This is a genomic window from Psychromonas antarctica (genome assembly GCF_022267535.1).
Lineage (GTDB): Bacteria > Pseudomonadota > Gammaproteobacteria > Enterobacterales > Psychromonadaceae > Psychromonas > Psychromonas antarctica.
The window spans coordinates 21,406-35,720 of record NZ_JAHNZV010000018.1 but is presented as its reverse complement, the minus strand read 5'-3'; the positions used below and the strand labels follow the sequence as shown (position 1 = coordinate 35,720).

The window sequence follows — 14,315 nt, the reverse complement described above, 5'->3', positions numbered from 1 at the left end:
TTAACTTAACCGTAAAGGAGGTTTCCCCTCCTTTACAGTTGTAACGGAATAAGAACTATTTATGCTTGAACTGCAAAGTTACCAGACAATATTGCTTGAAGGTGCATGGTTAACCGTACAAGTTGCATTACTTTCATTATTACTGGCTATTTTTTTAGGCCTGCTCGGTGCATTGGCTAAGCTGTCGCACTCAACGATCTTAAAAGGGATCGCGACATTATACACCACGGCTATTCGAGGTATTCCTGATCTGATCCTGATGCTGCTGATCTTTTTTGGCGGTCAGATGTTAGTTAATGATTTAAGTTACCGTTTAAATGGGTGGCTTAATGAAGTGGCTATGCATTTTATTCCGACACATCAATGGTCCGCTTTTCTACCCGATTACATTGATATCAGCCCCTATTTTGCTGGCATTATCACTATCGGTTTTATCTTTGGAGCCTATATGGCTGAAACATTTCGCGGCGCTATTATGTCAGTGGAAAAAGGTCAGTTAGAAGCTGCAACTGCTTATGGTATGAATCGCTATAAAATATTCACACGCGTGATGTTTCCGCAAATGATGCGCCATGCGCTGCCTGGGATCGGTAATAATTGGCTGGTCTTATTAAAAACGACGGCATTGGTATCTATTATTGGCTTACAGGATATGGTTAAGATTGCTGGAGATGCTGCGGGTTCAACACAAAAGCCTTTTACCTTTTATTTGGCGGTTGCTTTTATTTACCTTTTCTTTACTTCTGTTTCAACTACTTTTTTAAAGTGGGCAGAGCGTAAATATACCATTAGAACGAGGTAGAGATGAATTTAGCTATTATTACTAATGAGTACCCGTTATATCTCGAAGGGCTATGGACAACTATCTACTTAGTCTCTTTTTCATTATTGTTGGGACTCTTCATTGCAATACCCGCTGGTATTTTACAAAGTAGTGAAAACAGAGCTATTCGAGGGGCCATTTGGATTTATATGTATTTCTTTCGCGGCACGCCGTTATTAATACAGTTGTTTATTATTTATTATGGCAGTGCGCAGTTTGATTTTCTGCGCGAAAGTTGGTTGTGGGATTATTTTCAAGATGCCTGGTTTTGTGCTTTATTAGCTTTAACATTAAATACGGGTGCATATACTGCCGAAATTGTGCGTGGAGTTATAGGTACGGTACCTCAGGGGGAGCTAGAAGCAGCTAAAGCTTATGGCATGAGCCGCTGGAAAATGTTACATCGAATTATTCTCCCCAACTCATTGCGTCGTGCGTTACCTGCTTATAGTAATGAGGTGATCTTTATGATTCACGGTAGCGCGATTGCTGGTATCGTTACTATTGTCGATATCACAGGCGCCGCGCGCGTAGTAAACGCGCGTTATTATGCGCCATTTGAAGCGTATTTGGCGGCTGCCTTATTATATATGTGCCTAACCTTTTCCGTTATATTTATATTTAGGCAATGGGAAAAGCGTTATTTACAGCATTAATATTTAATCAGTTAAAATTAATTTTTAGATGGTTTTTATTTGTTGTTTATATTTTATATTTTATATTTGCTTGATCTCATATGACGTCTATTTATTTATAACTCATGGTATATTTAACACTATCATATTTGCCAGTATAGAAACGTGTACCAATATTAGTTTTTTCTTCTATTAAGGTCACTTGTACGAGTCAACATTTTTTTTAAATAGGGATATTATTAATATGCAAATTAAAATATTAATGGCAGCGTTAAGCTTTATGTCATGTTCGGTTTTTGCGGAGATAACAACTCTCGCTCATGATGTACACGAAAATAGTGAAGTGACAGTGCAAAGTATAGGTGATAGCGCTTGTCTTTTGAGCTATAAAAATAGTGATTACCTAACAAGTGAGGGGAAATCAGTCTTTTATACGTTCCAAGTTGAACTGGGTAAGGGGAGATTGCAGCATGGAATGCAATCTTGGTTGCCTTATGGTATTACCGCTGGAGAGCCCACAACATTATCTTTTCATGATAAGCGTATTGGAAAAATATATGAATATACTGACAATATTTCTCAGTACGGCGAACTGTTTTATCAAACGGATTTATTTCCACATTTCCTCACTGTGGATAACATATTTATCCGTCAGGGCAATGTGACCACAAATATGCCTGTTTATAGAAAGGCCGATATATCGGAGAGCACGCAAAAATCCTTTCAAAACTGTATCAACAATCTTAATAAAGTTTTATCGACGTTTTGCAAAAGTTCTAGTGATGCATCGAAATTATGCGAAGCTAAAAAAATCGAGTCCCAAAAGCCCTACATGAACGAGGTTATTAAGGACGATCCGAAGTTTATTGCTGTAGCTAAAGCACTGGAAAAAGCCAACGCGATTGCAGCCGTTAAGGCCCGAGCGGCAGATAAAGCACTGTCAGAGATGAAAGCAACCGAGGCAGCCAAAGCCACAGCCAAAGCTAAAGCTTTTGAAGCAGCGGTCGCCCTTGAAGTCGCTAAAGCTGTTACAGCAGCTAAGAAAGCTGGAATAGCGGAGAGAGCAGCGAGGGCTGCTGAAATCAAAAATAGGAAGAAGTTAGCTATTTTTGATGATAAAGCTCAAGCCCCTTACCAGTTCAAAACATTTGATCGCATTATTACTAAAACAGCCAATAGTGGGATGCGCGGCAAGGTAATGCGTGTTAATTATTCGACCGATAAAGGCGTCGCATATTATGCTAGTGATAAAGCCATTGATTACTCTGAGTATGATTATATTGAATTTGATCTCAAGCTAATAGCGGATCCTAGTCACGATAGTGGTCTCAATATTAGAATGGATTGTCTAGGTTTTTGTAGTTCAGGTATATACAAAATTGAAAAGCCAAGGTTAGGTGAGTGGAAGCATTATAAAGTGAGTTTTAAAGATCTAATTAATAACCCTGGTTCAAACCTAGATATTACCAGCGTCAATGTACCATTTGCTATTTTGCCTGATAGAGGCTTTCAAAAAGGTGTTGCATTGCTGATCGATAGCATCTATTTGACTAATTACTAATGATAATATAGCGTCACTGATATTTATTAATTGAAATCAACGTAGTGATAAATTGTTCTCCAGAATGTATTTGTGAACAGCAAAAGCACTCTGGATGGAGACAACAAGAGTGATTCTATAAAAAGGTTAACGAGATAAAATCGTTAACCTTTTTTATTTGTCTTGTAAAGCGGGAAAGTTGTTTACTTGTAATATATTGTGCAGCAGATATCGGATCTGGGTGTCAGTTGGATTGCTCCTTTTACTGTTACGTAAACGCAATAATTCAACAAAAGAATATATACCTATGTTACTTCAATATGCAAAATTGCAATAAAATGCTCGGCGAAAAATTGAAGCCTGGTGGATTGACATTGATATTTATAAGGATGCAGATGAGTCGAATTTAGCCTGCTCTAGGGGCTTAGCCTCAAAGAGTCTTGTGTGCGCCTTCTTCTCGTTTCCGTTAGTTTCAGACTCTTCTTGTGAAAGCGCTTACTTATGTGCGGTAACTCACTTTTATCTGTCGCCTAAATAGGTATACTTTACTGGGTGTTTTGCACTTATTTAGTGTTTTTTTTGACGTTAAAGTAAGCGCTTACTTTTGGTGCGGGTGGTTGGCTAATTTAAAAAAATGTGAGGTTAAGTCTCCCCGGTTTTGACTTGGACAAAAGCAGTTAACGGATTCTCGCATTTAAAAAAAGGAATATTATAAAATATGCAATGTAAAATTTTAATAGCGGCTTTAAGCTTTATCACATATTCAGTAATCGCAGATGCAGAGACACTTGCGTATGAAGCAAATGGTAATAGTGAGGTGGTAGTGCAAAATATAGGTGATTCAGCTTGTATTTTAAACTATAAAAATAGTGATCACCTCACTAGCGAGGGATTTTCTGTGTTTTATAATTTTCAAGTAGAAATCAAAGATGGCGGATTACAAGAAGGTACGCAATCCTGGTTACCGCATGGGATTAAACCCGGCGAGTCTGCGACACTGGTATTTCACGATAAAAATATCGGAAAAATTTATGAATATACTGCCGAGGCATCTAAACACGGCGATATTTTCTATAAGGCAAATTTATTCGCTCGTTTTTTGGCTGCTGAAACAATATCTATTCGTCAGGGAAACGTGATGCAAGCAATGCCTGTTTATACAAAAACGGATGTTCCAGATGCAGTGGTGAAATCATTCCAACAATGTGTTGATGGTCTTAATACGGTATTGCAAGATTTTTGTTTAAGTTCTACTTCTGCATCAAAGCTTTGTACTGAAAAAAAACAGAAAGCCAAAAAGCAGGTCACAGGTCTCGTCATTAAGAACGATCCAAAAGTAATGGCGGCGATAGCGAAAGCGAAGGCGCGAGCAGATGCGAAGGTGCTAGCAGAAGCGAAGGTGCTAGCAGAAGCGAAGGTGCTAGCAGAAACGAAGGCGCGAGCAGAAGCGAAGGCGCGAGCAGAAGCGAAGGTGCTAGCAGAAGCGAAGGCGCTAGCAGAAGCGAAGGCGATTATAGCAGCTAAACGCGCGCAAATAGCTAAAGAAAAATTAAAAGCAAAAGAAAGAAGAATTATTACTATTTATGCAGATAATGTTGCTCAACCCTACCTTCTAAGGACATATGCTCAGTATGATAGTATTTCTGCGAAGGCTCAGATAGATGAAGGCCAAGGTATGGTTACACGTATTCGCTACTCGACCAGCAAGGGCGTTGCATATTTTGAAAGCAGTAGAGGCATAGATTACTCCGAATATAATTATCTTGAATTCGATCTAAAGCTAGTCTTTGATCCGCGTGAGGAAGGGGGATTATCAATTAAGATGGACTGTTTTGAAAATTGTAGCTCGGGTGAGTACTCAATAAAAAAACCGCCATTCAATATCTGGACACACTATAAAATTAGATTAGCGGATTTAATTAACCAACCGGGATCGAATCTTGATATTACTAATGTCAATACACCCTTTGCAATTCTGCCTGATTGGGGCAACCAACGCGGAGTGGTTTTAATGATAGACAATATTAGCATCAGTGATTAATATTCATTTTCATAAATATCTGTTCAATCAATCTGACGGGTTAAATGTTTGCCCACTTAATTAAGCGCAGAGGGATAAATATAATCGATAGTAAGTAAATAACCTCAGCTGAGAGGAAAAGTAAATCAATATGGTGCGACGTTTTTGCGATTAACTCAGTGTAATTATCAATACCGTAGGTGATGAATTTTTCAACCTCATGATACTAAAGATTATTACGCTTTCATAACGTCAGCGGAGGTTAAATAATAAAAGGTTAGTGCTTGCTGGGCATTAACCTTTTTACATACCAGATCAGTGCGATAAAATCTGATCTAAAAACAGCTTTAGGCGATCCGATTGTGGGTTATCAAAGAACTCGTGTGGTTCGTTTTCTTCAATGATCTGCCCTGCATCCATAAAAATAACGCGGTCGGCGACTTTCTTAGCAAACCCCATTTCATGGGTTACACAGATCATCGTGATCCCTTCATCGGCTAATTCAACCATGACATCGAGGACTTCTGATACCATTTCTGGATCTAATGCCGAGGTCGGTTCATCGAATAACATAATAGTGGGATTAATGCATAAACAGCGTGCAATGGCGACTCGTTGCTGCTGCCCGCCTGATAATTGATTGGGGTACTTATCTGCCTGATCTGCAATTTTCACCCGCTCTAGATAATACATGGCTGTTTTAATAGCTTCTTTGCGCGGTTTTTTATGCACCCAGGTTGGCGCTAAAAGGAGGTTTTCTAGCACTGAAAGGTGCGGAAATAGGTTGAAGTGTTGGAATACCATGCCAACTTCCGCACGGATATGGCGTACTACTTTAACATCGTCAATGAGATCGGTGCCATTAATGTTGATTTTTCCTTTCTGAAACTTCTCGAGGTAATTCAAACAACGAATGGTGGTCGATTTACCTGAACCTGAAGGGCCACAAATAACCACTTTTTCGCCTTTTTTAATGGTTAAATTAATATCTTTAAGTACGTGAAAATCACCATACCACTTGTTTACTTTTTGCATTGTGATCATATTTTCTTGTGCTGACATGATATTTCCTTAATGCTCAGTATTATATTTGCGTTCAATTGATTTAGAGTATTGCGACATAGAAAAACAGAACACCCAGTAAATCATAGTAACAAAGACATATCCCTCGACCTCGAAGCCAAGCCAATTGGTGTCACTATTGGTGAGGCTGACCATGGCGAGTACATCGAATAAGCCAATAATAAGAACCAGCGTGGTATCTTTAAACAGCGAAATAAAAGAACCGACTAAATTTGGAATCGATATTTTAAGGGCTTGTGGCAAAATAATTAGAATCATTCCTTGCCAATAACTTAATCCCAATGAATCTGCCGCTTCATATTGCCCTCTAGGTATGGCCTGTAAGCCACCACGAACAACTTCTGCAATATACGCAGCTTGAAAAAGAGTGATTCCGATTAGAGCGCGTAGTAACTTATCAAATTCAATTCCATCATGGAAAAAAAGGGGCAAAATGACCGATGCCATAAAGAGAATGGTGATAAGTGGTACACCACGAATAAACTCAATAAAAGCGATGCATAAGGTGCGTACAATTGGCATCTTAGATTGGCGACCTAAAGCTAATACAATACCGATCGGAAATGATACGATAATACCGACTGCAGCCACCAGTATAGTTAACATTAACCCCCCCCATTTTTCAGTCGGTATTATCTCCAGACCGAAACCTCCTGAGATGAGAACAAAACTGATAATGGGGTAAACGAGTATTAGTCCTATTTTGATTTTAAGGTTGGAGATAAAGTTCATGGATAATATGAAAAAAATCGATATCAAAGCAGCTAAATTAGGACGCCAATGCAGTGCTTCTGGGTAGAAGCCATATATGAACTGATCAAATTTTTCGAAGATAAAAATCCATCGGGCGCCATCATTAATAATTTCTTCTTTTGTACCACTCCAAGTAGCATCAATAATCATCCAATTGATTAATGGCGGAACAATGAGGTAGATAAAGTAACATCCCAATAGTGTGAAGAGGCTATTTGTCACATCAGAGAATAAATTCACGCGTAACCAGAGCAGCACGCCTTTACTTGCTAAAGGCGCTTTTTCAGCTTTCTTAATTGTATAAACCGCCATGCTATCTCCCCTTAATTTCCATTTTTGAATTGACCCAGTTCAGCACCATTGAAATAACGAGACTAAATGTAAGGTAAACCGCCATAGTCATTAAAATTATCTCAATGGCCTGACCTACTTGGTTTAATGTTGTCCCAGAAAACAGAGTAACAATTTCTGGGTAGCCGATGGCAGTTGCTAATGAGGAGTTTTTTACCAGATTTAGATATTGGTTAATAACCGGTGGAATAATCACGCGTAAGGCTTGTGGTAAAACGACTTTACTTAAAATAACATGTTCTTTTAGACCCAGTGATTTTGCTGCTTCCTTTTGGCCACTGGGCACAGATTCAATGCCTGCGCGCACTGCTTCTGCGATGTAGGTTGCAGTGTAGATACTAAGTGCAAATACTAAGGCTAACAATTCAGGGATGATAGCTAGCCCGCCCTTGAAATTAAATCCTTTAAGCACCGGATACTCAGCACCGATAGGTTGGCCACTCATAAAGTACACCAGAACGGGAGAAATAACTAAAATGGCTAGGGACACTTTAATTAACGGAAACTCTTCACCCGTTAATATGTGACGTTTTTTTGCCCATTTGCTGAGAAAGAATACGCTAATAATAGCGAGTATAAAGGCAATCAAGATAGCGCTGCTACCGGCTTCAAAAAGTGGCTCAGGTAATAGTAGACCGCGGTTATTTAAAAAAATAGCATCCCAATAGTTAAAGCTTTGCCGAGGACTTGGTAAGGCTGCGAGGACGACATTATACCAAAACAGGATTTGCAACAAAATTGGGATGTTTCGAAACAGTTCAATATAAACAAGTGATAGTCGAGAAATCAAATAGTTCTTTGATAATCGTCCGATGCCAATTAATAGCCCTAGCACCGAAGCCAAAATAATCCCAATAACAGCGACTAGCAAGGTATTTAGTATGCCGACTATAAAGACATCATAGTAAGTTGATGTGCTATCACTATAGGCTATTAGGGTTTGGCTTATACCAAAGCCCGCGACATTATCTAAAAAAGAAAAGCCAGTGTTAATACCGCGTTTTTCAACGTTATCAAACATATTATTAGTGAAATAATAGGCTAAGAAAAAAACCAATAGCAATGCCATTATTTGATAGATAATGGCTCGATGTTGAGGGTTATTTAAAAACCCGAGCGCTGAGTCTTGATGAGTTTTTTTATTCATAACAAGCCTTTAAAGAAGGGGACTAGGGGGCCCCCTTGCATGTGTTTATCGGATCGGCATTGGGTACATTAATCCACCCTTATTCCATAACTTGTTAATACCACGTTCTATTTTTAGTGGTGAATTTTGACCTACATGTTTATCAAATGACTCTTGGTAGTTACCTACTTGTTTCACTACTTGATAAGCCCAGTCAGCTTTTAAGCCTAAGTTTTCACCCGCAGTACCCGTTGTGCCTAATAGGCGCATAACGCTTGGGTTTTTAGATTTAAGCATTGCTTGTACATTGCTTGATGTGACGCCGAGCTCTTCTGCTTCCAATGAGGCAAATAGAGTCCAACGTACGATATTAAACCAGCCATCATCACCTTGACGCACCACCGGCCCTAATGGTTCTTTGGAGATGATTTCGGGTAAAACCATCACCGATTCAGGATCGTCCATTTTTATGCGTAGGCCGTATAATTGTGAGGCATCTGAAGTCACAGCATCACAGCGACCTTTTTTGAAGCCATCAATAGTCTGACCTGAGGTATCATAGGTAACTGCTTTATATTCCATACCCGTTGATTTGAAATAATCAGTCAGATTAAGCTCGGTAGTAGTCCCCGCTTGAATACAGAATGTTGCTCCATTCAACTCTTTAGCTGAAGTGATTCCGAGTTTTTTATTAACTAAGAAACCTTGCCCATCGTAGTAGTTAACTCCTGCGAAATTAAGGCCGAGGGAGGTATCACGGGATGCTGTCCAAGTAGACGAACGGGCTAACACATCAATTTCGCCACTTTGCAGTGCGGTAAAACGTTCTTTTGCGGTAAGAGGAATATATTTTACTTTGTCTGCGTCACCTAACACGGCTGCTGCAATTGAACGGCATAAGTCAACATCTAAGCCTTTCCATACTCCCTTCGAATCAGTTGAAGAAAAGCCCGGAATACCCGTTGATACACCACATTGAAGCACATCTTTTTTAATCACTTTTTCGAGTGTTGTTGCGAAAGATAAGTTAGGAATAAGTACAGTAAGACCGACCAATAAAGCTATTTTATTAACTTTCATCTTAATTTCCTTGTGTTGGTTATATTATGATTTTGTTTAACAGTGAAATCACCAATAAGAATAGTACAAATAACGGGGCAATGTTTTTTGTGTTTTTTATATTGATAATGCCTCTAAAATGGAATGTGCTTAACGTCTACACCATAGTCTCGTCAGCGCTCAATATATATTGTCAAAACTCAACTCGAAGACCAACATCAGGCGCAGTCTGAGGACTGATAGAGGATTATTTGCAGGTGTATAAATGCCACAAGCATTTAGCTCCTTTAATGTTGGCTCTCCTAGCGAATGCTGCGACGTAATACTTTTGGGAAGATATTTTATACTGAGTCGTTTATCAAGAGAGACTGCTGAAGCGGCTTGCTGATTGATATTACGTTTGTTCGAGGCTCCCCTACAGATTATATTGCCTGATCGCCCGCAATGCTGATAGCAGTGTGCATCGCTGTGTTTTCAACCGCAGGGGGGGGGATTGATACGCATAAAAAAGGCTAGCTTGTTGTCAAGTTAGCCTTTTATCTGAAAACAGTATTGATTAGTGCGATAAGATCTGATCTAAAAATATTTTTAAACGATCCGATTGTGGGTTATCGAAGAACTCATGTGGTTCATTTTCTTCAATAATCTGCCCAGCATCCATAAAGATAACACGATCGGCGACTTTTTTAGCAAACCCCATCTCATGGGTTACACAGATCATCGTGATCCCTTCATCGGCTAATTCAACCATGACATCAAGTACTTCTGATACCATTTCTGGATCTAATGCCGAAGTCGGCTCATCGAATAACATAATATGAGGGTTAATACATAAACAGCGAGCAATAGCGACACGTTGCTGTTGTCCACCCGATAATTGATTCGGATACTTATCTGCCTGATCTGCAATTTTTACCCGCTCTAGGTAATACATCGCTGTTTTAATTGCTTCTTTACGCGGTTTTTTATGCACCCAAGTCGGAGCTAAAAGAAGATTTTCTAGCACCGAAAGATGTGGAAACAGGTTAAAGTGTTGGAATACCATGCCTACTTCTGCGCGGATATGACGTACCACTTTTATATCATCTGTGAGCTCTGTACCATTGATTGTGATGGTGCCTTTTTGGAACTTTTCAAGATGATTTAAACAGCGAATAGTGGTTGATTTTCCTGATCCCGATGGGCCGCAAATCACCACTTTTTCGCCTTTTTTAATGGTTAAATTAATATCTTTAAGTACGTGAAAATCACCATACCACTTGTTCACTTTGTGCATTGTGATCATATTTTCTTGTGCAGACATGACATTTCCTTTTAGGCCCCTCTGATTAAACAAATGGCCATTTAAAATTGCTTATAGTGGTTATCAATGTTCAGTATTAAATTTACGTTCAACTGATTTCGAGTATTGCGACATACTGAAACAGATACACCAGTAGATCATTGTGACAAAAACATACCCCTCAACTTCAAACCCTAACCAGTTAGTATCACTAGTGGTCAGTGTAACCATCGCCAAAACATCGAACAGCCCAATAATTAAAACCAGTGTCGTATCTTTAAATAACGCGATAAATGAGCCAACAATATTTGGAATCGATATTTTAAGTGCCTGTGGCAAAATAACTAAAATCATCCCTTGCCAATAACCTAAGCCCAGTGAATCTGCTGCTTCGTATTGTCCTTTGGGAATAGCCTGTAATCCCCCTCGAACCACTTCGGCAATATAAGCTGATTGGAAGAGTGTGATACCTATTAATGCGCGCAGTAATTTATCAAAATCGATACCATCTTGGAAAAATAACGGCAACACCACTGAAGCCATAAATAAGATAGTAATTAAGGGCACGCCACGAACAAACTCTATAAAGCCGACCGACAAAGATTTTACAATCGGCATATGTGATTGACGCCCTAATGCTAATACAATGCCCAGTGGAAATGAGGCAATAATACCGACCGCTGCGACAATCATAGTGAGCATCAATCCGCCCCATTGTTCAGTTTCAACGGTTTCAAGACCGAACCAGCCGCCACTGATAAGTATGAAAGAGATAACCGGTAGTAAGAGGATCATGGCTATTTTAATCTTCATATGCTGGACATATTTCATCGCGACAATAAAAGCAGCACAGAGCAATAGCACTAGGTTGGGGCGCCAATGCAACGCTTCTGGATAGAAACCGTACATAAACTGATCAAATTTTTCGATAATAAAAATCCACCTGGCACCCGACTTGACTATCTCCTCTTTGGTTCCCGTCCAAGTTGCATCAATGATCATCCAGTCAATTAACGGCGGAACAATAAGATAGATAATGTAGCATCCCAGCAGTGTGAAGAAGCTATTGGTAATATCTGAAAATAGGTTTTCGCGCAGCCAAAAAAACAGGCCTCTGTTGGAGGAAGGTGCGGGTTGTGCTTCTTTAAGCGTATAAACTGCCATATTATCTTCCTTTAATTTCCATTTTTGCATTTACCCAATTCAGCAGCAGAGAAATAAGTATGCTGAATGTTAAGTACACCGCCATCGTCATTAATATAATTTCAACCGCTTGGCCAACTTGATTTAAGGTTGTACCGGAAAATAGGGTGACTATTTCGGGATAACCGATGGCGGTTGCCAACGATGAATTCTTAAGCAGGTTGAGATACTGATTGATAACCGGCGGAATAATCACGCGAAGTGCTTGTGGTAGAATAACTTTGCGCAGTACGATGCTCTTTTTTAGCCCGAGCGATTCCGCTGCTTCTGTTTGTCCTTTAGCGATGGATTGGATTCCTGCACGTACTGCTTCAGCTATGTAGGTCGCAGCATAGATGCTGAGAGCAAAAACCAAGGCCATAAATTCAGGAAGAACATTCAGTCCACCTTGAAAGTTAAACCCTTTTAGTATGGGATATTCCGCGCTGATAGGTTGTCCGCTTAAAAAATAAACCAGCAGAGGTGAAAGAATGAGTATGGCGAGTGATACTTTCACTAAAGGAAATTCTTCACCACTTAAGTTATGACGTTTTACCGCCCATTTACTTAGAAATATAACGGCGACACAGGCAAGTAAAAAAGCGATTAGGATAGCTAGGCTGCCGGACTCAAAAATAGGCTCGGGTAACTGTAAACCGCGGTTATTTAAAAATACAGAGCCAAGATAATCTAAGCTATTACGCGGGCTTGGCAGTGCAGCGAGGACCACGTTATACCAAAATAAGATTTGTAATAAGATAGGTATGTTACGAAATGTCTCGATATAAACCAGAGACATCTTTGAGATTAAAAAGTTAGAGGATAGACGACCTATACCGAGCAGCAACCCCAATATTGAGGCGATAATTATGCCTATTACAGAAACCATTAACGTATTTAATAAGCCAACCACAAATACATCTAAGTAGTTAGAGCTGCTATCACTATATGCGATTAATGACTGGCTGATGCCAAAACCGGCTGTCTCATTTAAAAAAGAGAAACCCGTCGTTATTCCTCTCTTGGCAATATTTTCAAACATATTAGTCGTGAAATAGTAGGCACATAAAAAAACTAATATTAGAGCGCAGAGTTGGTAAATAACGGATCGTTTTTCGCTGCTATTGAGTAATACATGGGAACTGGGAGCGCGTTGCGAGTCTTTCATAATAGTGAACCTTTAGTATTCAGAATAAGCCTTTAAAAAGAGGGGTGTTTAGCACCCCCTCAGAAGATAAAGTTTATCGAATTGGCATGGGATACATTAACCCGCCTTGGTTCCACAATTTATTAAAACCACGACTAATACCTAGTGGAGAGTCTTTACCGACATGTTTATCAAAAGATTCAGCATAGTTACCGACCTCTTTTACTATTGTGTATGCCCAGTTAGCTTTTAAACCTAAATTTTCACCCGCAGTACCTGTCGTACCTAGTAGGCGCATTACACTTGGGTTTTTAGACTTAAGCATTGCATCCACATTGCTTGATGTAACACCTAGCTCTTCCGCTTCTAAGCTTGCGAACAGCGTCCAACGGACAATATTAAACCAAGCATCATCACCTTGGCGAACAGCCGGGCCTAAAGGCTCTTTTGAGATTATTTCGGGTAACACCATTACAGAATTAGGATCGTCCATTTTAAGTCTTAAGCCATATAATTGTGATGCATCAGAGGTTACTGCATCACAACGGCCTTTTTTGAAACCATCGATCGTCTGACCTGATGTGTCATAGGTAACCGCTTTATATTCCATACCCGTTGATTTAAAATAATCGGTCAGATTAAGTTCAGTCGTTGTCCCCGCTTGAATACAAAAAGTTGCTCCATTCAATTCTTTAGCTGAAGTGATTCCTAGTTTTTTATTAACTAAGAAACCTTGGCCATCGTAGTAGTTAACGCCAGCAAAATTTAACCCTAAAGAAGTGTCACGTGTTGCCGTCCACGTTGTGGTACGTGACAGTAGATCTACTTCTCCACTTTGCAGAGCCGTAAAACGTTCTTTGGCTGTTAGTGGAATATATTTAACTTTATCAGCACTACCAAGTACAGCGGCTGCAACAGATCGACAAAAATCAACATCGAGTCCTTCCCAAACTCCTTTTGAATCGGCGCTAGAAAAACCAGGAATGCCCGTTGAGACACCACAACTGACTATCCCTTTTTCAAGTACTTGCTCTAGTGTGCCTGCAGACGCGAGATTAGGCAGTAGTGCGGTTGAGCTTAGTAATAAAGCAATTTTTGTAAATTTCATGTTAATTTCCTTAGCTAGGTTACTACTCTATATTTCATGGTAAATAATGAAATGGCTACAGAGTGCATCGCAAATAACGAGCCAACTTGGTTTTTTGCTAAAGGAAAATATTTAATTGCTTTTTATTCAATTGGTTATGGTTTTTTATTTATGCCTTGAGGGTGTGGCCAACGTTTTTTTTTATCTCCGTTGGCTGCCATATAAAC

General features: G+C 39.5%; 12 protein-coding genes. 4 read left to right on the top strand and 8 right to left on the bottom strand.

Annotated features, from left to right (window positions below; translation table 11 throughout):
* Window positions 1-61 precede the first annotated feature (61 nt).
* From KSO91_RS06850 to KSO91_RS06835, 4 genes are all read left to right on the top strand, one after another.
* The gene (locus tag KSO91_RS06850; RefSeq protein WP_238742216.1) at window positions 62-802 is read left to right on the top strand and encodes an ABC transporter permease; all 741 of its coding nucleotides are present in this window, start codon (window positions 62-64) and stop codon (window positions 800-802) included.
* A 2-nt stretch (window positions 803-804) separates the two neighbouring features.
* On the top strand, window positions 805-1,479 hold the full coding sequence (locus tag KSO91_RS06845) for an ABC transporter permease (RefSeq protein WP_238742215.1): 675 nt from the start codon (window positions 805-807) through the stop codon (window positions 1,477-1,479).
* 466 nt (window positions 1,480-1,945) lie between these two features.
* Window positions 1,946-3,019 carry a hypothetical protein gene (locus tag KSO91_RS06840; RefSeq protein ID WP_238742214.1) on the top strand — a complete coding sequence of 358 codons (1,074 nt, stop codon included), beginning with the start codon at window positions 1,946-1,948 and terminating at the stop codon, window positions 3,017-3,019.
* Between the two features lie 697 nt (window positions 3,020-3,716).
* The gene (locus KSO91_RS06835; RefSeq protein WP_238742213.1) at window positions 3,717-5,039 is read left to right on the top strand and encodes a hypothetical protein; all 1,323 of its coding nucleotides are present in this window, start codon (window positions 3,717-3,719) and stop codon (window positions 5,037-5,039) included.
* Window positions 5,040-5,333: 294 nt separating this feature from the next.
* Here KSO91_RS06835 and KSO91_RS06830 read toward each other — a convergent pair whose 3' ends face one another.
* The 8 genes from KSO91_RS06830 to KSO91_RS06795 all read right to left on the bottom strand — a co-directional run bounded on the left by KSO91_RS06830 (window position 5,334) and on the right by KSO91_RS06795 (window position 14,109).
* A complete protein-coding gene (locus KSO91_RS06830; protein ID WP_420830941.1) occupies window positions 5,334-6,080 on the bottom strand; it encodes an amino acid ABC transporter ATP-binding protein in 747 nt (248 codons plus the stop codon).
* Window positions 6,081-6,089: 9 nt separating this feature from the next.
* Window positions 6,090-7,166, bottom strand: coding sequence for an amino acid ABC transporter permease (locus KSO91_RS06825; RefSeq protein ID WP_238742212.1), 1,077 nt, complete (start codon window positions 7,164-7,166; stop codon window positions 6,090-6,092).
* A gap of 1 nt (window position 7,167) precedes the next feature.
* A complete protein-coding gene (locus tag KSO91_RS06820) occupies window positions 7,168-8,352 on the bottom strand; it encodes an amino acid ABC transporter permease (RefSeq protein ID WP_238742211.1) in 1,185 nt (394 codons plus the stop codon).
* Window positions 8,353-8,397: 45 nt separating this feature from the next.
* Window positions 8,398-9,411 carry an amino acid ABC transporter substrate-binding protein gene (locus KSO91_RS06815; RefSeq protein ID WP_238742210.1) on the bottom strand — a complete coding sequence of 338 codons (1,014 nt, stop codon included), beginning with the start codon at window positions 9,409-9,411 and terminating at the stop codon, window positions 8,398-8,400.
* Window positions 9,412-9,946: 535 nt separating this feature from the next.
* On the bottom strand, window positions 9,947-10,693 hold the full coding sequence (locus KSO91_RS06810) for an amino acid ABC transporter ATP-binding protein (protein WP_420830940.1): 747 nt from the start codon (window positions 10,691-10,693) through the stop codon (window positions 9,947-9,949).
* A 63-nt stretch (window positions 10,694-10,756) separates the two neighbouring features.
* The gene (locus tag KSO91_RS06805) at window positions 10,757-11,836 is read right to left on the bottom strand and encodes an amino acid ABC transporter permease (protein WP_238742209.1); all 1,080 of its coding nucleotides are present in this window, start codon (window positions 11,834-11,836) and stop codon (window positions 10,757-10,759) included.
* Window position 11,837: 1 nt separating this feature from the next.
* Window positions 11,838-13,022, bottom strand: coding sequence for an amino acid ABC transporter permease (locus tag KSO91_RS06800; RefSeq protein WP_238742208.1), 1,185 nt, complete (start codon window positions 13,020-13,022; stop codon window positions 11,838-11,840).
* Between the two features lie 73 nt (window positions 13,023-13,095).
* On the bottom strand, window positions 13,096-14,109 hold the full coding sequence (locus KSO91_RS06795; RefSeq protein ID WP_238742207.1) for an amino acid ABC transporter substrate-binding protein: 1,014 nt from the start codon (window positions 14,107-14,109) through the stop codon (window positions 13,096-13,098).
* Window positions 14,110-14,315 lie beyond the last annotated feature (206 nt).